General features: G+C 65.1%; 19 protein-coding genes. 6 read left to right on the top strand and 13 right to left on the bottom strand.

Features of this window, described 5'->3' with window-relative positions; genetic code table 11:
* Nucleotides 1-18 precede the first annotated feature (18 nt).
* From pheT to ACFB49_RS18835, 5 genes are all read right to left on the bottom strand, one after another.
* Nucleotides 19-2,388: a phenylalanine--tRNA ligase subunit beta gene (gene pheT, locus ACFB49_RS18815; RefSeq protein WP_380872847.1), complete on the bottom strand. Its 2,370-nt coding sequence runs from the start codon at nucleotides 2,386-2,388 to the stop codon at nucleotides 19-21.
* Nucleotides 2,385-3,467 carry a phenylalanine--tRNA ligase subunit alpha gene (pheS, locus tag ACFB49_RS18820; RefSeq protein ID WP_380872848.1) on the bottom strand — a complete coding sequence of 361 codons (1,083 nt, stop codon included), beginning with the start codon at nucleotides 3,465-3,467 and terminating at the stop codon, nucleotides 2,385-2,387. The genes pheT and pheS overlap by 4 nt, the downstream gene beginning before the upstream one ends.
* Before the next feature lie 146 nt (nucleotides 3,468-3,613).
* On the bottom strand, nucleotides 3,614-3,991 hold the full coding sequence (gene rplT / locus ACFB49_RS18825) for a 50S ribosomal protein L20 (RefSeq protein ID WP_380872849.1): 378 nt from the start codon (nucleotides 3,989-3,991) through the stop codon (nucleotides 3,614-3,616).
* Between the two features lie 13 nt (nucleotides 3,992-4,004).
* Nucleotides 4,005-4,208, bottom strand: coding sequence for a 50S ribosomal protein L35 (rpmI, locus tag ACFB49_RS18830; protein WP_200971293.1), 204 nt, complete (start codon nucleotides 4,206-4,208; stop codon nucleotides 4,005-4,007).
* Between the two features lie 125 nt (nucleotides 4,209-4,333).
* Entirely contained in the window at nucleotides 4,334-5,518 is a 1,185-nt protein-coding gene (locus ACFB49_RS18835; protein ID WP_380872850.1) for a phosphatidylserine/phosphatidylglycerophosphate/cardiolipin synthase family protein, read from the bottom strand.
* Between the two features lie 151 nt (nucleotides 5,519-5,669).
* On the opposite strand from ACFB49_RS18835, the gene rpoZ reads away from it, so the two are divergent.
* The gene (gene rpoZ / locus ACFB49_RS18840) at nucleotides 5,670-6,011 is read left to right on the top strand and encodes a DNA-directed RNA polymerase subunit omega (RefSeq protein WP_380872851.1); all 342 of its coding nucleotides are present in this window, start codon (nucleotides 5,670-5,672) and stop codon (nucleotides 6,009-6,011) included.
* Nucleotides 6,012-6,072: 61 nt separating this feature from the next.
* Here the strand turns inward: rpoZ and ACFB49_RS18845 are convergent, their stop codons facing one another.
* Nucleotides 6,073-6,579 carry a winged helix-turn-helix transcriptional regulator gene (locus ACFB49_RS18845; RefSeq protein WP_380880036.1) on the bottom strand — a complete coding sequence of 169 codons (507 nt, stop codon included), beginning with the start codon at nucleotides 6,577-6,579 and terminating at the stop codon, nucleotides 6,073-6,075.
* 194 nt (nucleotides 6,580-6,773) lie between these two features.
* Between ACFB49_RS18845 and ACFB49_RS18850 the strand changes: the two genes are divergently transcribed.
* On the top strand, nucleotides 6,774-7,007 hold the full coding sequence (locus ACFB49_RS18850; RefSeq protein ID WP_380872853.1) for a hypothetical protein: 234 nt from the start codon (nucleotides 6,774-6,776) through the stop codon (nucleotides 7,005-7,007).
* A gap of 119 nt (nucleotides 7,008-7,126) precedes the next feature.
* The gene (locus ACFB49_RS18855; protein WP_380872854.1) at nucleotides 7,127-9,223 is read left to right on the top strand and encodes a RelA/SpoT family protein; all 2,097 of its coding nucleotides are present in this window, start codon (nucleotides 7,127-7,129) and stop codon (nucleotides 9,221-9,223) included.
* A gap of 18 nt (nucleotides 9,224-9,241) precedes the next feature.
* Here the strand turns inward: ACFB49_RS18855 and ACFB49_RS18860 are convergent, their stop codons facing one another.
* The 5 genes from ACFB49_RS18860 to rpmF form a co-directional block, all read right to left on the bottom strand.
* On the bottom strand, nucleotides 9,242-9,598 hold the full coding sequence (locus ACFB49_RS18860) for a MerR family transcriptional regulator (protein WP_380872855.1): 357 nt from the start codon (nucleotides 9,596-9,598) through the stop codon (nucleotides 9,242-9,244).
* A gap of 25 nt (nucleotides 9,599-9,623) precedes the next feature.
* Nucleotides 9,624-9,926 carry an integration host factor subunit alpha gene (locus ACFB49_RS18865; protein ID WP_380872856.1) on the bottom strand — a complete coding sequence of 101 codons (303 nt, stop codon included), beginning with the start codon at nucleotides 9,924-9,926 and terminating at the stop codon, nucleotides 9,624-9,626.
* Between the two features lie 87 nt (nucleotides 9,927-10,013).
* Nucleotides 10,014-10,973, bottom strand: a complete 960-nt coding sequence (locus ACFB49_RS18870; protein ID WP_380872857.1) for a beta-ketoacyl-ACP synthase III — start codon at nucleotides 10,971-10,973, stop codon at nucleotides 10,014-10,016.
* Nucleotides 10,970-12,007, bottom strand: coding sequence for a phosphate acyltransferase PlsX (plsX, locus tag ACFB49_RS18875; RefSeq protein WP_380872859.1), 1,038 nt, complete (start codon nucleotides 12,005-12,007; stop codon nucleotides 10,970-10,972). The genes ACFB49_RS18870 and plsX overlap by 4 nt, the downstream gene beginning before the upstream one ends.
* A 25-nt stretch (nucleotides 12,008-12,032) precedes the next feature.
* Complete coding sequence (gene rpmF, locus ACFB49_RS18880; RefSeq protein WP_380872860.1) at nucleotides 12,033-12,212, bottom strand: 50S ribosomal protein L32; 180 nt, start codon at nucleotides 12,210-12,212, stop codon at nucleotides 12,033-12,035.
* A gap of 195 nt (nucleotides 12,213-12,407) precedes the next feature.
* Between rpmF and ACFB49_RS18885 the strand changes: the two genes are divergently transcribed.
* Entirely contained in the window at nucleotides 12,408-12,836 is a 429-nt protein-coding gene (locus tag ACFB49_RS18885) for an MAPEG family protein (RefSeq protein WP_380872862.1), read from the top strand.
* Between the two features lie 6 nt (nucleotides 12,837-12,842).
* Here the strand turns inward: ACFB49_RS18885 and ACFB49_RS18890 are convergent, their stop codons facing one another.
* Nucleotides 12,843-13,511 carry an MBL fold metallo-hydrolase gene (locus ACFB49_RS18890; protein WP_380872863.1) on the bottom strand — a complete coding sequence of 223 codons (669 nt, stop codon included), beginning with the start codon at nucleotides 13,509-13,511 and terminating at the stop codon, nucleotides 12,843-12,845.
* A 4-nt stretch (nucleotides 13,512-13,515) separates the two neighbouring features.
* Nucleotides 13,516-15,465 (bottom strand): prolyl oligopeptidase family serine peptidase, encoded by a 1,950-nt coding sequence (locus ACFB49_RS18895; protein ID WP_380872865.1) that lies wholly within the window; start codon nucleotides 15,463-15,465, stop codon nucleotides 13,516-13,518.
* A gap of 74 nt (nucleotides 15,466-15,539) precedes the next feature.
* Between ACFB49_RS18895 and pabB the strand changes: the two genes are divergently transcribed.
* Together pabB and ACFB49_RS18905 are read left to right on the top strand one after the other, a co-directional pair.
* Complete coding sequence (gene pabB, locus ACFB49_RS18900; protein WP_380872866.1) at nucleotides 15,540-17,306, top strand: aminodeoxychorismate synthase component I; 1,767 nt, start codon at nucleotides 15,540-15,542, stop codon at nucleotides 17,304-17,306.
* 144 nt (nucleotides 17,307-17,450) lie between these two features.
* Nucleotides 17,451-18,653: a pyridoxal phosphate-dependent aminotransferase gene (locus ACFB49_RS18905; RefSeq protein ID WP_380872868.1), complete on the top strand. Its 1,203-nt coding sequence runs from the start codon at nucleotides 17,451-17,453 to the stop codon at nucleotides 18,651-18,653.
* Nucleotides 18,654-18,715 lie beyond the last annotated feature (62 nt).

The raw sequence follows: 18,715 nt of genomic DNA on the forward strand, positions 1-18,715 counted from the left end.
CGCCGGGGCGTCTTATCGTTAGCCGCGCAGAGTCGCGCCGAGCTTCGCCGCCGCCGCGACCACCTTGGCGGTGATCGCCTGCAGATCGGCATCGGTGAAGGTCTTTTCCGCCGGCTGCAGCGTGACTTCGATCGCCAGCGATTTCTGGCCTTCGGGCACGCCCTGACCGGTGAACAGGTCGAACAAGCGAGCGTCGATGATCGCGACCTTGTCGGCACCCTTCACCGCGCGCACCAGCTCGTCGGCGGCCTTGTCCGCAGGCAGCAGGAAGGCGAAGTCGCGCGTCACCGGCTGCAGCGCCGGCGGCCGATAGGCGGTGCGCATGAAGCCGCTCGCCCGCTTGGCCGGGATCGCGTCGAGATGGATCTCGCCCGCAATCACCGTGCCTTCGACGTCGAAGGCCCGCGCGGTCGCGGGGTGCAGTTCGCCAAATTCGGCCAGCACCGTCTTCGGCCCCAGCCGCAGGCTCGCCGAACGGCCGGGATGATAGACGGGCGACACCGCCTCCATCAGCTGCAGGCGATCGACCGGCGCCCCGACGGCGGCGAGGATCGCGATCGCTTCGGCCTTGGCGTCATAAGCGTCGAAACCCGTAGCGCGACCCGTCTGCCAGTTGCGCGGGGACTTCTCGCCAGCCAGCACGAAGCCCAGGGTCGGGCGTTCGGCATCCGCCAGATAGCGACGACCGATCTCGAACAGGCGGATCGCCGTGGCACCGCGATCGGCATTGCGCTTGGCCGCGGCAATCAGCCCCGGCAGCAGCGACGGCCGCATCACCTTCAGATCCTCGCTGATCGGATTGGCGAGCGTCCAGGCGCCGCCACCGAAGGCAGCAGCCTCGGCTTCCGAAACGAAGCTCCACGTCACCGCCTCGTTGAGGCCACGAGCCGCGGCGGTGCGGCGCGCCTTGCGCTCGACGAGCTGGGCCGCTGTCGCCGTCGGCTTCGCCACACCTTCAGCGCGCGGCAGCGGCATGGACGGCACCTTGTCGATACCCTCGATCCGCACGACTTCCTCGACCAGATCGGCCGGGCCGTCGACATCGCGCCGCCAGCTCGGGATCAGCACGGTCCAGCCGGCGTCGACGCCGAAGCCAAGCCGCGACAGGATCGCACGTTGGCGATCGGCCGGCACGGCCAGCCCAGCCAATTGCTCGGTCAGGTTCGGATCGAAGCGGAGCGTGCGGACGGCGAGCGGCGGCTCGCCCGCTTCCACCACCTCGGACGCCTCACCGCCGCAAAGCTGCTGGACGAGGCGGGTGGCGATCGCGAGGCCGTCGCCGAGGAAGGCGGGATCGACGCCACGCTCGAAGCGGCTGCGCGCATCGCTGGTAAGACCGAGCTTCTGGCCAGTCCGAGCGATATGCTCGGGCGTGAAAAAGGCGCATTCGATGACGACGTCAGTGGTCGTCTCGGTCACGCCCGAATGCTCGCCACCCATGATGCCGCCAACGTCATGCACACCGACATCGTCGGCGATCACGGTGATTTCGGGATCGAGCGCGTAGGTCTTGCCGTTGAGCGCCAGCACCGTCTCGCCATCCCTGGCGCGGCGAGCCACCAACGCGCCCTTCAGGGTCGCCAGATCATAGACGTGCAGCGGGCGGCCATGATCGAGCATCACATAATTGGTGATGTCGACAAGTGCCGAGATGGGCCGCTGGCCCACCGCCTTGAGGCGATTGGCGAGCCATTCGGGCGACGGGCCGTTCTTCACGCCGCGCACGACGCGGCCAAAATATGCGGGGCAGCCTTCCGCGTCTTCGATGCGGATCTCGATCGGGCAGGGGAAATTGCCACGGATCGTCGGCACATCGAGCGGCTTCAGTTCACCCAGCCCGGCAGCGGCAAGATCGCGGGCGATGCCGCGCACACCCATGCAATCCTGCCGGTTCGGCGTGATGGCGACGTCGATCAACGGATCGTCGAGCCCGGCATATTCGGCGAAGACCTCGCCGACCGGCGCATCCGCCGGCAGCTCGATGATGCCTTCATGCGCATCCGACAGCTCAAGCTCACGCATCGAACACATCATGCCGCGCGATTCGACGCCACGGATCGCCGCGACCTTGAGCGTCACGTCGATGCCCGGAACATAGGTGCCCGGCGCGCCGAACACGCCAACCAGCCCCGCGCGCGCATTGGGCGCACCGCAGACGACCTGCAGCGGATCGCCCTCGCCGGTGTCGACCGAGAGTATCTGCAGCTTGTCCGCCTGCGGGTGGCGCTCGGCGGTCAGGATGCGGGCGATCCTGAACGCGCCCAGCTTGGCAGCCGGATCCTCCACACCTTCGACCTCAAGGCCGACCTGCGTCAGCGCGACAAGGATCTCGTCCAGGCTTGCCTGCGTGTCGAGATGGTCCTTCAGCCAGGAAAGGGTGAACTTCATGCGCCGACTCCTCCCGACAGCGTGGGCACGTCGAGCGCGGCGAAGCCATAATGCTTCAGCCAGCGCAGATCACCGTCGAAGAAGGCGCGAAGATCGTCCATGCCATATTTGAGCATCGCCAGCCGATCGATGCCGCAGCCGAAGGCGAAGCCCTGCCACTCATCGGGATCGAGCCCGCAAGCCTCAATCACACGGCGGTGGACCATGCCCGATCCCAGAATCTCCATCCAGCCATCCGGCTCCGCCCCGCCGATCACGCGGCGGCCGTCAACCAGCGTGTAGCCCACATCGACTTCGGCCGAAGGCTCGGTGAAGGGGAAATAGCTCGGACGCAGGCGCAGCACGATGTCATCGCGCTCGAAAAAGGCCTTCACGAAGGTTTCGAGCGTCCATTTCAGATGGCCGAGCGTGATGCCCTTGTCGATCACCAGACCTTCGACCTGGTGGAACATCGGCGTGTGCGTCGCATCCGAATCCGAACGATAGGTGCGGCCGGGCGCGATGATGCGGATCGGCGGCTTCTGGTTCATCATCGTGCGGATCTGCACCGGCGAGGTGTGCGTGCGCAGCAGCATCCTTTTCCCGTCCTTTTCATCCGGAAAATAGAAGGTGTCGTGCATCGCGCGCGCCGGGTGCGTCTCGGGGATGTTGAGCGCGGTGAAATTGTGCCAGTCGTCCTCGATCTCCGGGCCGGTAGCGACCGCGAAGCCAAGGTCGGCGAAGATTTCGGCGAGCTCGTCCATCACCTGGCTGACCGGGTGGACCGAGCCCTGCGCGGCGGCGGACGCCGGCAGCGTCAGGTCGATCGTCTCGGTGGCGAGGCGCGCATCGAGCGCAGCGCTTTCGAGCGCGGCCTTCTTCGCGGCGATCGCATCGCTAATCTCGGTGCGCAGCCCCTGGATCAGCGGCGCCTGCACCTGACGTTCCTCGGGGCTCATGCCGCCCAGTGTCTTCATCAACGCGGTGATCTCACTCGCCTTGCCAAGGGCGGTGACACGGACCTGTTCGATTGCCGTCAGGTCATTCGCGGCATCCAGCTCTGCCAGCAACGCAGTTCGGATCGTCGTCAGGTCAGCCATAATTTCCCCGTCATCCCCGCGCAGGCGGGCGCCAGACCCCGTAGTCGGGGCGTGAACCGGTAATCAAGTCTTCGTCACGGACATAAGCAAAGGGCGCGGACCACGTTTGCAGTCCGCGCCCCTCAGAGCTTCAGGCTTGGTGCCGGTTACGCCGCGACGCGGGCGTCTTCCGGCAGGGCCGCCTTGGCCTGCGCGATGACGGCGCTAAACGCCGCGCCTTCGTGCATCGCCATGTCGGCCAGAACCTTCCGGTCCAGTTCGATCCCGGCGAGCTTCAGGCCATGCATGAACACGCCATAGGTCAGGCCTTCGGCGCGGACCGCAGCGTTGATACGCTGGATCCAGAGCGCGCGGAACGAACGCTTCTTAACCTTGCGGTCGCGATAGGCGTACTGGCCGGCCTTTTCCACCGCCTGGCGGGCGATACGGATCGTGTTCTTGCGACGGCCATAGTAGCCCTTCGCCGAATCGAGAATGCGATTGTGCTTCGCACGGGTGGTAACACCCCGCTTTACGCGTGCCATCCGTCAGTCTCCCTTAATTCAGGCCGTAGGGCGCCCAGAGCTTGACGCGCGCCGTATCGGCGTCGGCAAGCACCTCGGTGCCGCGGTTCTGGCGGATATACTTCGCGTTGTGCGAGATCAGCCGGTGGCGCTTGCCGGCAACGCCGTGCTTCACCTTGCCGGTCGCGGTCAGCTTGAACCGCTTCTTGACCCCGCTCTTGGTCTTGAGTTTGGGCATTTTCGTCTCCTGATATGCGACGTCATGGGACGGCCACGGCAGCCCATACCGGCCGGGCAGTCCTGCAGAATCGCGGAAGCCGGCGCCTTTAGCCGGTGTGGTGCGCTTTGGCAACCATAGTGGCCTCAATCCTGGCCGACGCCGAAATTGAGCCGGCGCGTCAGCCGCACGTCGACGACGGCGAGGAGATAATAAGCCAGGCCCCAGCGCAGCCGCGAGAGCCAGCCGCCCGCTCTGCGATGCGCGTCTTCCGTCACCTGCTCGGATTGCGCGCATTCGCCGTCGACATAGGCGCGCAGATGATCGGCAAAGGCCCGATCCTCGATCCGCAGCATCACCTCCAGATTCACGTAAAGGCTGCGCATGTCGAAATTGGCCGAGCCGATATAGACAATGTCGTCGACGATGATCAGCTTCGTATGCAGCTTGCTCGGCTGGAATTCATAGACCTCGACCCCTCGCTTCAGCAGCAGATGATAGGTGTGGCGCGCCGCCGCGATCGTCGAAAGATTGTCGGACTTGGCGGCCGTGACCACCCGCGCCGGCCCGCGTTTGGCGACCGCACCGATTCGGCGCAGCATGGCGGGGTTGGGAATGAAATAAGCGGCGATCATGTCGAGCCGGCTGGCGGCGCGCAAATCATCCTTGATCCGTCGGGCCCAGGGGTTCAGCCGCCGCGTCGGCCCGCCCAGCAGCCAGCGGACCGGGCCGGACGACTGGCTCCACCGGCCCAGCGCGCGGCGCAGATCCCGCATCGGCGGTCGTGGTCGCCGCGCCCAGCGGGTGAGCGCGCGGAAATAGCCGGCGAGCGGGCGTACGCCAGGCCCCTCCATGATCAGGCCGAGATCCCGCCATCCGCCCGGATCGGTCGAGGGCAGGAAATAATCGTCCTGAACGTTGAACCCGCCGATCAGCACGCGAACATCGTCGGCCAGCACCATCTTCTGATGGTTGCGCAGCAAAAATCGCCGGCCGAAGCGCGGGATGAAGCGGCAAAGCACTGCACCGCCGGCTTCCAGCGGACGGAAGAAGGCATCGTCGACATGGCTGCCGAAGCCGTCGATGATGATCGAGACGGCAACACCGCGGCCCAGCGCCGCCAGCAGCGCATCGCGAACGGCGGCACCGGCATGATCGCTCGCATAGGTATAATAAAGCAGCCGCAGGCTTCTCTGCGCGCCTGCGATCAACGCGATCAGCGCCTCCAGTCGCTCCGGCCCTTCGGTCAGCAATGTCAGGCGGTTGCCGGCGACCAGGAAGCCCTTTGACTGCTCCGTCCCGGCGTCCGCGCTGATGGCAGCCTCGTTCATCCCCCATGGCATGCGCCACAGGACGCGCGGGCGCAATCCGGGTTCCCTTGGCTGGCCTGTCTGCCTGGCTCGTCGCCAAAAATTGACTCTCGGTCCCCACACTGCTAGCCGCCACCCTTTCCCGAGCTTCAACATTAAAGCGGAGCGACAGATGGCGCGCGTTACCGTCGAGGATTGCGTCGACAAGATTCCGAACCGGTTCGATCTGGTGCTGCTGGCGTCCCAGCGCGCGCGGCAGATTTCCGGCGGTGCCGAGCTCACGCTCGACCGCGACCGCGATAAAAATCCGGTCGTCGCGCTGCGCGAGATCGCCGAACAGACCGTCACCCCGGACGATCTGCACGAAGCCGTAGTCGGCAACCTGCAGCGCGTGCGCGTCGATGATGACGATGCGCCGGACGAGATCGGTTCGCTGGCCGCGTCGGCCGAGGCGCTGCGCCTCACCGCCGCTGCGCCGCCGCGCAACCAGAATATCGGTGGCGATTACGAATAAGGCTCGCTGAACCGAGAAGAACAAAGGAAAGGGAGGCTTCGGCCTCCCTTTTTTTTTGGGCCTATTTCGCGCCGACCGGTTCGCCCGTATAGATGCAGCGCGCCTGATCCGCCTCCAGATCGCTGCGATCGACCCAGCGCAGATCGCCCAGGCCGAGCGTGCGGCCATCATGCGCCTGCACGACGACATCGGCGATCGGCTTGCCGTCCCGCGCATCGACCAGCACCGGATTGTTGGGGACGTTCGCTTCCCACTTCTCGCCCCATTGGCGCAGCGCGATCAGCGTCGGCAGCAGCGCCTCGCCCTTCGCGGTCAGGCGATATTCGACCTTGCGGCGATCCTCCGGGCAATCGCGCCGTTCCAATATGCCATGCTCCACCAGCCGGGAGAGCCGGTTCGCCAGGATGTTGCGCGCAATGCCCAAGGTTGTCTGGAACTGTTCGAAATGGCTGAGGCCGTTGAAGGTGGCCCGCAGGATCATGAAGGACCAGCGCTCGCCCATCGCTTCGAGCGCCGCGGGCAGACTGCATTGGATGACGGTTCGCTTGAGCTGTTCGATCTCGATCATCGCCAAGAAATAGGCCTTTCCGCAGCGTCTGGCAAAACCGGCCCGGATCGGCCGGATTTTAAGTTGCAAACTGCAATGTAGTTAGATAAGTTGCATATAGCAACGTAAAGGAGGGTTCCGTGTTGCGCTCCGCTCTTCTTCCCATGATTTCGCTTCTTTTCATTGGCTTGCCTGCGCGGGCAGAGGTCCAGCCGATGTATCGAGTCGGCCTTGCGACGCCGACGACGGCGACCCTGGTCGTCAAGGATCTCCGCTGGTCGTGCGTCGGCGATAGCTGCTCGGCCGTGCGCACCGGCACGTCGCCGGACGGCAATGTCTGCTCGGCCGTGGCCCGCAAGCTGGGACCAGTCACCAGCTTCTCCGCCGGCGCCAAGACGTTCGACGAAGCCGCGCTCGAGAAGTGCAATTCCGTGACCAAACGCGGCTGATCCAGATACCATCCCACGACTGCCGCCTCGGCCGCACCTGCGCGACCGGGGCGGTTTCTTGACCCGGCCATTGCTTTCTTTTGTTGCAAAGCAGCGCTCGCGCGCCACATCATGACCGGGTGTTGCGCCAGTATGAACTTGTTGATCGGGTTTTAAGCTACGATCCGGACGCCGATGAGGCGTTGTTGAACCGTGCCTATGTCTTTTCGATGCAGGCACATGGCAGCCAGAAGCGGGCTTCGGGCGACCCCTATTTCAGCCATCCGATCGAGGTGGCGGGCATCCTGACCGACCTGCATCTCGACGATGAGACGATCGCGACCGCGATCCTCCACGATACGATCGAAGATACGGTCGCCACGCCGGAGCAGATCGAAAAGACCTTCGGGCCCAATGTCGCGCGCCTCGTCGACGGCGTTACCAAGCTCAGCAAGATCGAGGCGCAGACCGAGAATGAGCGGGCGGCGGAAAATCTCCGTAAATTCCTGCTGGCGATGTCCGACGACATCCGCGTGCTGCTGGTCAAGCTAGCCGATCGGCTGCACAATATGCGCACGCTGCACCACATCCCCAATGCGGATAAGCGGCGACGCATCGCCCGCGAAACCATGGATATCTACGCCCCTCTCGCCGAGCGGATCGGCATGTACGAGTTCATGAAGGAGATGCAGACGCTCGCCTTCCGCGAACTCGAACCCGATGCCTATGCGTCGATCACCAAGCGGCTGGAGCAGTTGCAGGGCGGCGGCGGCGACCGGATCTCGCGGATCGGATCGGGTATCCGCATGCTGCTCGGCCGTGCAGGCGTGAATGCCGACGTCTCGGGCCGCGAGAAGCATCCTTATTCGATCTGGAAGAAGATGGCCGAACGGCACATCAGCTTCGAACAGCTTTCGGACATCATGGCCTTCCGCGTGATCGTCGCCGACGAGGCGGAATGCTATCGCGCGCTCGGCATCATCCACCAGAAGTGGCCGATGGTTCCGGGCCGCTTCAAGGATTATATCTCGACCCCCAAGCGCAACGGCTATCGCTCGCTCCACACCTCGGTGATCCACAGCGAGAAGGCCCGCATCGAGATCCAGATCCGCTCCGCCGAAATGCACGCACAGGCCGAATATGGCCTCGCCGCGCACTGGGCCTACAAGCAGGGCGGCGGCCAACCCGACGAACAGGCCAACTGGATCCGCGATCTCCTCGAAATCCTCGAACATGCCGAATCGGCCGAGGAGATCCTGGAGCATACGCGGATGGCGATGTACCAGGATCGCATCTTCGCCTTCACCCCCACGGGCGAGCTGATCCAGCTGCCCAAGGGCGCGACCCCGGTCGATTTCGCTTATGCCGTCCACACCGATCTGGGCGACCAGACGGTTGGCGCCAAGATCAACAGCCGCGTGGTGCCGCTGCGCACCGCGATCGAAAATGGCGATCAGGTGCAGATCCTGCGATCCAAGGCGCAGGAACCGCAGCCGGGCTGGCTGAACTTCGTCGTCACCGGCAAGGCACGCGCGGCGATCCGCCGCTTCGTCCGCCACAAGGAGCGCGACGAGATGATCGCGCTCGGCCGCAAATTCTATGACGAGATCGTCAGTCGCCTGCCGGCGCAGCTTGGGCAGGAGGCGCTGGCCTCGGCGTTGAAGCGGCTCAACATGGCCGATCAGGATGTGCTGATGGAGGCGATCGCCCGCGGCTCAATCTCCGATGCGGCGGTGATGGAAGCGCTGATGCCGGGTGCGGGCGGCGGCGATGTCGCGGGTGCCAAGCCCGTGCCGCAGCAGCGCGAGGCGATTTCGATCAAGGGCCTCACCCCCGGCGTCGCCTTCACGCTGGCGCCATGCTGCAACCCGGTGCCGGGCGACCGCATCGTCGGGCTGCGGCGCCCGGACGAGGCGGTGGAGGTCCATGCGATCGACTGCCCGAAGCTCGCCGACGGCAGCGACGCCGACTGGGTGGACCTCGCCTGGGGCGACGGCACCGACGGCGGCACCGCGCGTCTCGCCGTGATCGTCAAGAACGAGCCGGGATCGCTGGGCGTGATGGCCAGCATTCTCGGCGCCCAGCAGGCGAACATCGTCAACCTGTCGCTCGTCCACCGCGACGCCAGCTTCCACACCTTCCATCTGGCGATCGAGGTACGCGACGTCACGCACCTGATGCGTATCCTTGCGGCACTCAGGGCAGCGGACGCCATCTCCTCGGCGGAGCGGCTTTAGCCACCGATCTTCGGGCTTCTATTGCGCCAATGCTGCGCGAAGATCGTCGCGAACGGATTCGAGCGAGGTGATCAGATCATTGCGGATAGGTGCCGTGACTGCCGCAAGTTGCGGGTCGAGAGGCCGCGCCTCTTTCCCGTCGGCCGCCAGCAATTGCTGCACCCCACGGATCGTATAGCCTTCGCGATGCAGGAGTTGGTCGATACGCCGCACAAGCGCCATATCGTCCGGCCGGTAATAACGCCGGTTGCCGGCGCGTTGCAGCGGACGGAGCTGCGGGAAACGCGTTTCCCAATAGCGCAGCACATGCTGCGCTATCCCCAGCTCGTCCGCTACTTCGCCGATCGTGCGGAAGGCGTTGTTGGCCTTGTCCACGCGATCGCAGGCTCCGTCCTGGCGCTCAGTTGCTCGCCTTGACGATGCGATCACGCATCATCTGGCTAGCGCGGAAAGTGAGCACGCGCCGCGGTGCGATCGGCACCTCGACGCCTGTCTTCGGATTGCGGCCCATGCGCTCCCCCTTGTCGCGCAACACGAAACTGCCGAAACCCGAAATCTTCACATTCTCGCCGCGGGCCAGTGCCTCGCTCATATGGTCGAGAATCTTCTCGACCATAACGGCCGATTCGCTGCGCGAAAGGCCGATATTGCGGTGAACCGCCTCAGCCAAATCTGCCCTGGTCAGTGTACCCACCTCGGTCATCAACGTCCCCTCCGTCAAGTCCGTGGAGGCGTAGCATACGCCTCAGCGGGACGGGCGCAAAGGCCTGATTTGGTGGAGAGTCCTGTATCAATAACGGACGGCCGCAGCACCCCAGGTGAAGCCGCCACCCATCGCCTCGAACACGATCAGGTCACCGCGCTTGATGCGGCCATCGCGGACAGCCGCGTCGAAAGCCAGCGGAACCGATGCTGCGGACGTATTGGCATGCTCGTCGACCGTCACCACCACCTTGTCTGGCGACAGGCCGAGCTTGCGCGCGGTGGCGTCGAGAATGCGGCGATTGGCCTGATGGGGTACTACCCAATCGACATCGGCGATAGAGAGATCGGCCTTGGCCAACGTCTCGCCGAGCACGGTGGCGAGGTTGACGACCGCATGCTTGAACACCTCCGGCCCCCTCATGCGGAGCTTGCCGACCGTACCCGTGGTCGAGGGACCGCCATCGACATAGAGAAGCTGGTTGTGGCGGCCGTCGGCATGGAGCGCGACCGACAGAATCCCTGCCTCGCCTGCCTCGGCTTGCAGCACGACCGCGCCGGCGCCATCGCCGAACAGCACGCAGGTGGTGCGGTCTTCCCAGTCGAGGATGCGGCTGAAGGTTTCGGCGCCGATCACCAGCGCAGTGTTCGCGCCGCCGCCACGGATCATGCTGTCGGCCACCGACATGGCATAGAGGAAGCCCGAACAGACCGCCTGCACGTCGAAGGCGACGCAATCATTGATGCCGAGCGCGGCCTGGACCTTGGTCGCGCTCGCCGGAAAGGTCTGGTCGGGCGTCGCGGTGGCGAGCACGATCAGGTCTACGTCCGTGGCGGCGATGCCGGCCGCTTCCAGCGCGCGGCGCGCGGCATCGGTCGCCAGCGTCGCGGTAGTTTCATGCTCGCCCGCGATGTGGCGGAAACGGATACCGGTGCGCTCGACGATCCATTCGTCGGAAGTGTCGACGGTTTCGGCGAGTTCGGCATTGGAAACGCGGCGTGCGGGAAGTGCCGAACCGCTGCCCTTGATGACGGCGCGCAGGGTCATGCTGCGGCCTCGTGCGCGCGAATCATTTCCAGGTCTTCGGCAATCCGCCGGTTGAGGTCGTTCGTCACCAGGCTTGCCGCCACGCCGATTGCATTCGCCACACCTTGCACGTTGGCACCACCGTGGCTTTTCACGACGATGCCGTTGAGACCCAGGAAAACCGCGCCATTATGATTGTTGGGATCGAGATGGTGGCGCAGCAGATCGGTTGCCGGGCGCGAAATCAGGAAACCGACCTTCGACCGCACCGAGCTGGTGAAGGCCCGGCGCAGCAGATCGGTGACGAAGCGGGCGGTGCCCTCCATCGTCTTGAGCGCGATATTGCCGGAAAAGCCGTCGGTGACGATGACGTCAGCCTCACCGCGACCCAGCCGGTCGGCCTCGATGAAACCGTCGAAGCGGAGATGCAGATGGCCCTCGGCGCGCAGGCGCGCGGCTGCATCGCGCAACTCGTCGGTGCCCTTCAGCTCCTCGGTGCCGATGTTGAGCAGGCGCACGCTCGGCCGTTCCAGCCCCAGCGCGCAGCGCGAATAAGCCGCGCCCATCACCGCAAACTCCACGAGATTGCGGGCATCGCACTCGGTATTGGCGCCGAGGTCGAGCATCACCAGATCATTGTCGCCGAGCGTGGGCAGCAGCGCCGCGAGCGCAGGGCGGTCAATGCCCTTCATGGTGCGGAGCGCCAGCTTGGACATCGCCATCAGCGCGCCGGTATTGCCGGCGGAAACCGCCGCGTCGGCAGCATGGCCCTTAACCGCGGCGATGGCCAGCCCCATCGACGTCGTCTTGGCGCGGCGAATCGCCTGGCTCGGCTTGTCCTCGCCACTGATCGCCTCGGGGGCGTGCATGATCTCTGCCCGCCCGGCGAGCGTCGGATGCCGGGCCAGCTCAGCCGCGACCGCCGATTCGTCACCGAACAGCAGGAAATTCAGTGCAGGATCACGCGAGGCCGCGAGGACCGCGCCTTCGATCATGGTCGCGGGGCCACCGTCGCCGCCCATCGCGTCGATGGCGATTCGCGGCGTACCTGCCATGGCCCCCTCTCCTAGCCCTTTGGGCTCAGGCTTCGACCGAGACGATCTCGCGTCCATTATAGTGGCCGCAAGCGTTGCACAGATTGTGCGGACGCTTCAGCTCGCCGCAATTCGGGCATTCCTGGAAGGATTCGACCGAAAGCGCGTCATGGCTGCGACGCATGTTCCGCTTCGACGGCGAAGTTTTTCTCTTGGGGACGGCCATCTCGGCACCTGTTCCATCTGCAAAAAAAGAATAAGCGACGAGTTTTGCCGCCAGCGGACCACAACCCCTCAGGGTGATGGACCAAGCGGCCAGGCTCGTCGCGAACGGGTGCCCTATAGCGATTTCAGCCCGTGTTGCAAGCCGGAGCTACCCATGCGAGGCAGGCCACCGACAAAAGTTTGGGGGAAGAATGCCATGACGGTGCTGCCGATCACGCTGACCATTGCCGCTGCAGCCGCGCTTATCAACATCTGGCTGGGGACGCGCGTCGGCCGCGTGCGCGCGCAGGCCAAGGTGCTGACCGGCGATGGTGGCCAGCCGCTGCTGGTCGCGCGGATGCGGGCTCAGGCCAACTATATCGAGAACACGCCCTTCTTCCTGATTCTGCTCGGCCTGATCGAACTGGCGCGAGGCCAGGCGCTGTGGTTGTGGCTGGTAGGGATCGCCTTCATCCTCGCGCGCATCCTCCACGCCTTCGGCATGGACAGCCTGGATAAGCCCGGCAAGACGCGGGTGATCGGCATCCTCGTAACCTGGCTCGCGCTGGTCGGCCTCGCCATTTATGCGCTGATGATCGTCTATGCGCTGCCGGGCGCCGCGGCGACCAAGACCGTCATCGGCTGATTCGCGTCACTCCCTCGCGATCGCCGCATCGCCCACGAATGGGTTGGTGCGGCGTTCGTGGGCGAAGGTCGACATCGGCCCGTGGCCGCAGACGAAGGCGGTCTCGCCGCCGAGCGGCCACAGCTTGCGGGTGATCGCGTCGATGAGGTCGGCATGATTGCCCATCGGGAAATCGGTGCGGCCGATCGAGCCCTGGAACAGCACGTCACCGACGATCGCGAGCTGTGACGGCGCGTGGTGGAAGACGACATGGCCCGGCGTGTGGCCGGGGCAGTGGATCACGTCGAAGCTGAGTTCGCCCACCGTCACCGTATCGCCATCCTTGAGCCAGCGATCCGGCTCGAACACGCGGCCTTCGATGCCGTAGTTGCGGCCATCCTCGTCGAGCCGCGAAATCCAGAAGCGATCGGCCTCATGCGGCCCCTCGATCGGCACGCCGAGCTGTTCGGCGAGAATGCCGGTGCCGCCGCAATGGTCGATATGGCCGTGGGTGACGAGCAATTTCTCGATCGTCACCCCCGCTTTCTCGGCAGCCGCCGTCAATCGCGGCAGATCGCCACCGGCATCGATGAAGGCGCCGCGCATCGTCTTGGTGCACCAGACGAGCGTGCAATTCTGCTGGAGCGGCGTGACGGGCACGATCGCGGCGCGCAGCGGGGGCGAGGCTTCGGTCATTGGGTTACTCGGCGGCCTTTGCAGGAGTGGCTGGCGCCTGACCGAGCAGCGTCTGCTGCCAGAAGATCAGGCTGGTCCAGAACTGATAGTCTTGATTGACCTTCTTGGCGAAGCCATGGCCTTCATCCTGCCCCAGCAGATGCCAGGCCGTGCCACCCTTGCCACGAACCGCCTTGATGATCTGGTCCGCTTCCGAAGCGGGCACGCGCGGATCATTGCCGCCCGTCACCACCATCATCGGCAGGTTGAGCTCATTGACGCGGCTGAGCGGCGAGATTTCCATCAGCTTGGCGCGCTGCTTGAATTCGCGTTCGTCGCCATATTCCACGCGACGCAGGTCGCGGCGATAGCTCTGCGTATTCTCCAGGAAGGTCACGAAATTGGAGATGGCGACGACGCAGTTCGCCCCCTTCAGCCGGCTGCCGTAACGGATCGCGGTCGCGTAGCACATATAGCCGCCATAGGAGCCGCCGGTGACGGCGAAGCGCGCGGGATCGAGCGCCGCATCCTTGTCCAGCACATCAAGGAAGGCGCCGATGTCCTTCACCGAATCCTCGCGCTTGAAGGGGCCGTTATCGAGACTGATGAAGCGCTTGCCGAAACCTTCAGAGCCGCGGACATTCGGATAGAAGATGGCGATCCCGAGCTCGTTCAGCAGATAATTGTTGCGGGCGAGGAAACCGGGGCGCGATTGCGCTTCCGGGCCGCCATGGATGTTGATGATCAGCGGCCGCTTGCCCGGAAACTTGCTGGCATCGGGGCGATAGAGGAAGCCCGAAACCGTTTCGCTATCGAAGCTCTTGATCGAGACGAGTTCGGGTTCGACATTGGCGGCGGTGTCCAGGCCACCGGTCTCGCTCGCGGTCCAGCGCGTCACCTTCAGCGTCTTTGGATCGACCGACCAGGCATCGGTCGGCGATTTGGCCGACGCGAGCGACAGCCCGATCTCGCCCCAGGGCGCGACCTCCAGCGACGCGATCACGCCCATCGGCAGCTCGCTCACTGTGCGGCTCGCACCGGTTCGCGGATCGAGCAGATGGAGCCGGCCGACGCCCGCTTCGTTCATCACCACCGCGATGAAGCTGCCGTCGGGCGCGATATCGAACCCTTCGACAACGCCCTTCCCGGGAATCGCGACCGCGGTGAACTTGCCCGTCTTGGCGTCGATGCGGCCGAGGCGCTTGAAATCCGATCCCTCGTCCGACGTCGCCCACAATGTGCCGTCCGGCGCATAATCCACGTCGCCATAGGAGACCGCCGCCTTGAGATCGTTGATCGGCGTCAGCGCCCCACCGGCAAGGTCGAGCCGATAGAGATCGGACTTCGTGACTGAGGTATAATTGAGCACGACGGCGCTCTTGCCGTCCGGCGCGAAGCCCATGATCTGCCAGCCGCCGCCCTTCACCTGCGCGACCAGCCGGTCGCTCTTCGAATCGCGCGGATCGACGACATAAAGGTCGGTATCGGTGCCGTTCCGCCGTGTGGAGCTGTAACCGATCCACTGCCCGTCATGGCTCCAGGCGCCATATTCGTTGCGGCTCTTGCCGTCGGAAAGCAAGGTCAGCCGGCCGTTCGCCAGCGTGTAGAGCTGGAAGAATTCGTCACCGCCGATATCCTTCTGAATCATCAGCGTATCGCCCTTGCCCGGCGCCCAATGCCCGTCCGCGATCCGGTCCGCCTCGAAGCTGAGCTGGGTGCGTGCCGCCAGCGGGCTTGCCACGCGATGCGCCTGCACGGTGTTGCCGAAACGCGTGCCGATCAGCATCGATCGGTCCGCCGGGTTCCAGCCGAGGAAGGTGGCGGTGCGGAACTCCATATAGGGCCGGGTCGCATCCGCCAGCGCTACGGGCACGGCCGGAACGCCATCGGCGACCAAGGCGGCGGGCTTTTCCACATCGGCGAGGGCGGGAGCGAAAGGCAGCGCAACCGCCGCGAGCAGGAAGGCAAGGCGCATGGCTGGAAACATTCCCCCAAAGCAAGAGTGTCGCAGGGGTTTACGAAAGGGGGCCGGACGCGGCAACTGGCGGCGTGACGATCGATACCGCCCGCCCCTTCATCCTCCTCGACGACGCCCGCGAGACCGGCGCGGGGCCGGCGCGGCTTTATGCGAATGCGGTGGCCGAGATCAGGGCGGACACACCCGAGGAAGTCGCCCCAGCGCTGGAAGCTTTGCGGGCGGCGAAGGCGCGTGGCCTACATGCCGCGGGCTATATCGCCTATGAAGCCGGGCTCGCGCTGGAAGGACGGCTGGAAGCGCTGTCGCAAGCACGGGCCGATAAAGTCCCGCTCCTCTGGTTCGGCCTGTTCGAAGGCTTCGAGGCACTGTCTCCCGAAACAGTTTCAGCTCTGCTCCCCGATCCGGTCGGCGCCTGGGCGGGCTCGCCCGAACCGCGGATCGATTATCCGGCCTATGCCGACGCCTTCGCCAAGGTCCGCGACTTCATCGCCGCGGGCGATATCTATCAAGCGAATCTCAGCTTCCGCGCGGATGTGCCCATCGAAGGCGATCCGCTCGCGCTTTACGCCGCACTCCGATCAAGCAGCCATGGCGGCTGGGGCGGCGTACTGTTCACCGGCCAGCATTGGTTGCTCTCCTGCTCGCCCGAGCTGTTCTTCACGCTGGATCGGGGCGCACTGACCGCCCGGCCGATGAAGGGAACGGCAAAGCGAGGCGCTGATGCGGCCGCAGACGCCGCTTCGGCACAGGCGCTTTCCGAGGACGCCAAGGAGCGCGCGGAAAATCTGATGATCGTCGATCTGCTCCGCAACGATCTGTCGCGCGTGGCGGAGGCGGGGAGCGTCGAGGTGCCGGCGCTGTTCACGGTCGAAACCTATCCGACCATCCACACCCTCACCTCGACAGTGACAGCCCGCCTGGCGGAGGATCGCGACGCCATAGACGTGCTGTCGGCCATCTTCCCGTGCGGATCGGTGACGGGCGCGCCCAAGATCCGCGCGATGGAAATCATCGCCGGGGTAGAGGCGGACGCGCGTGGCCCCTATACGGGTTCGATCGGGTGGCTCGATCCGGCGGGCGACGCGGCGTTCAATGTCGCGATCCGCACGCTGGTGCTGGAACAGGGGAGCAAGGTTGCAGAGCTCGGGCTGGGATCGGCGGTTGTTGCCGATTCGACCGCGGATGGCGAATGGCGCGAATGCCTTGCGAAAGGTGCGTTCGTGACCGCTGCGGCGCGCCCGTTCGATCTGATCGAGACGATGCGCTTCGATCCGATCGATGGCGTCGCCGAACTGGAACGCCATCTCGGGCGGATGAAGGCGTCGGCCGACGCGCTCGGTTTCAGCTTCGATCGCCACGGCGCGCGCAACGAATTGCAGGCGGCGACCTTCCGTCTGCGCGTGCCCAGCCGGGTGCGGGTGATGCTGTCGCGCAGCGGCGCGGTCGCGGTCGAGGTCCGGCCCCTACCCGTCAATCCCGATGTCGCCGACGTCAAAGTGGCGCCGCTGCCCGTGGTGTCGAGCGATTTCCGGCTTCGCCACAAAACCAGCGACCGCGCTTTCTACGACGATATCCGCCACGCATCGGGCACGTTCGAGGTCGTCTTCGTCGATCGCGAGGGCCATCTCACCGAAGGCAGCTTCACGAGCATCTTCGTAAGACGCGATGGCCGATTGGTGACGCCACCGCTCGACCGCGGGTTGCTGCCGGGCGTCCTGCGCGAAGCGCTGATCGCCCAGGGCCATGCCATTGAGGGCGAGTTGACGCCGGCCGATCTCACCGCCGGCTTCTTCGTCGGCAATGCGTTGCGCGGCCTGATCCCGGCGCGGCTCGACTGAGCATATCTGTCGCCGGCGCATCCGCGTGAGTAACCCCACTTGGCCGGCGCGCGGATTTTCTTGTCCAATGTTGCGCTGCAACGGTTGAGCGGCGGGGACGCCGGCGGTATAGCCCCCGCGCCTTCCAATCCGGGGACACGATCCATGACCTTCACGTCCGCCGCGCTCGGCCGCATCAAGCCGTCCGCCACGCTCGCCATGACCAGCCGCGTTCTGGAGCAAAAGGCCAAGGGCATCGACGTGATCGGTCTCTCCGCCGGCGAGCCCGATTTCGACACCCCCGATTTCGTGAAGGCCGCCGCGATCGAGGCGATCAACGCCGGCAAGACCAAATATACCAATGTCGACGGCACCGCCGAGCTGAAGGCGGCGATCGCCGCCAAGTTCAAGCGCGACAACGGCCTCGATTATGCGCCCGGCCAGATCAGCGTGAATGTCGGTGGCAAGCACACCTTGTTCAACGCGCTCGTCGCGACCGTCGATCCGGGCGACGAGGTGATCATCCCCGCGCCTTATTGGGTGAGCTATCCCGACATCGTGAACTTCGCCGGCGGCGTGCCGGTGGTGATCCAGGCGGGCGCGGCGCAGGCTTACAAGATCACCCCCGAACAGCTCGACAAGGCGATCACGCCCAAGACCAAGTGGGTGCTGCTCAACTCGCCGTCCAACCCGTCGGGCGCGGCTTATACCGAGGCCGAGCTCAAGGGCCTGGCCGAAGTGCTGCGCCGTCACCCTCATGTGTGGGTGATGGCCGACGATATGTACGAGCATATCGTCTATGACGGCTTCAAGTTCACGACGATCGCTCAGGTCGCGCCCGATCTCTACGATCGGACCCTGACGGTGAACGGCTGTTCCAAGGCCTATTCGATGACCGGATGGCGCATCGGTTTCGCCGGTGGTCCGACCTGGCTGATCAAGGCGATGGCGAAGCTCCAGTCGCAATCCACGTCCAACCCCTGCTCGATCGCGCAGGCGGCCGCGACCGCGGCACTGACCGGCGACCAGGGCTTCCTCAAGGACCGCGCCCGCGCCTTCCAGGTCCGCCGCGATCTCGTCGTCGGCCGTCTGAACGCAATCGAAGGCATCGACTGCCCGACCCCCGAAGGCGCCTTCTACGTCTATCCCGACGTTTCGGGCCTGATCGGCAAGTCGACCCCGGCCGGCCTGAAGATCGAGAATGACGAGATGCTGATCGGCTATTTCCTCGACGAAGGCCGCGTCGCCGCCGTCCATGGCGGGGCTTTCGGGCTCGAGCCGGCCTTCCGCGTCAGCTATGCGACGTCGGAAACCATCCTCACCCAAGCCTGCGACCGCATCGCCGAAGCCTGCGCCGCGCTGAAATAAGCTTGCAGCCGGGGGCGGCCGCCCCACGTATCTTTGGAAGCATGAAGCTTCCGAGGATCCGA

It is taken from the genome of Sphingomonas sp. DBB INV C78, from assembly GCF_042693015.1.
Classification (GTDB): Bacteria; Pseudomonadota; Alphaproteobacteria; order Sphingomonadales; family Sphingomonadaceae; genus Sphingomonas_E.

Coding starts and splice junctions, on each gene's coding strand:
- pheT (WP_380872847.1), bottom strand. CDS start 2,388: ATGAAGTTCACCCTTTCCTGGCTGAAGGACCATCTCGACACGCAGGCA.
- pheS (WP_380872848.1), bottom strand. CDS start 3,467: ATGGCTGACCTGACGACGATCCGAACTGCGTTGCTGGCAGAGCTGGAT.
- rplT (WP_380872849.1), bottom strand. CDS start 3,991: ATGGCACGCGTAAAGCGGGGTGTTACCACCCGTGCGAAGCACAATCGC.
- rpmI (WP_200971293.1), bottom strand. CDS start 4,208: ATGCCCAAACTCAAGACCAAGAGCGGGGTCAAGAAGCGGTTCAAGCTG.
- ACFB49_RS18835 (WP_380872850.1), bottom strand. CDS start 5,518: ATGAACGAGGCTGCCATCAGCGCGGACGCCGGGACGGAGCAGTCAAAG.
- rpoZ (WP_380872851.1), top strand. CDS start 5,670: ATGGCGCGCGTTACCGTCGAGGATTGCGTCGACAAGATTCCGAACCGG.
- ACFB49_RS18845 (WP_380880036.1), bottom strand. CDS start 6,579: ATGATCGAGATCGAACAGCTCAAGCGAACCGTCATCCAATGCAGTCTG.
- ACFB49_RS18850 (WP_380872853.1), top strand. CDS start 6,774: ATGTATCGAGTCGGCCTTGCGACGCCGACGACGGCGACCCTGGTCGTC.
- ACFB49_RS18865 (WP_380872856.1), bottom strand. CDS start 9,926: ATGACCGAGGTGGGTACACTGACCAGGGCAGATTTGGCTGAGGCGGTT.
- ACFB49_RS18870 (WP_380872857.1), bottom strand. CDS start 10,973: ATGACCCTGCGCGCCGTCATCAAGGGCAGCGGTTCGGCACTTCCCGCA.
- plsX (WP_380872859.1), bottom strand. CDS start 12,007: ATGGCAGGTACGCCGCGAATCGCCATCGACGCGATGGGCGGCGACGGT.
- rpmF (WP_380872860.1), bottom strand. CDS start 12,212: ATGGCCGTCCCCAAGAGAAAAACTTCGCCGTCGAAGCGGAACATGCGT.
- ACFB49_RS18885 (WP_380872862.1), top strand. CDS start 12,408: ATGACGGTGCTGCCGATCACGCTGACCATTGCCGCTGCAGCCGCGCTT.
- ACFB49_RS18890 (WP_380872863.1), bottom strand. CDS start 13,511: ATGACCGAAGCCTCGCCCCCGCTGCGCGCCGCGATCGTGCCCGTCACG.
- ACFB49_RS18895 (WP_380872865.1), bottom strand. CDS start 15,465: ATGCGCCTTGCCTTCCTGCTCGCGGCGGTTGCGCTGCCTTTCGCTCCC.
- ACFB49_RS18905 (WP_380872868.1), top strand. CDS start 17,451: ATGACCTTCACGTCCGCCGCGCTCGGCCGCATCAAGCCGTCCGCCACG.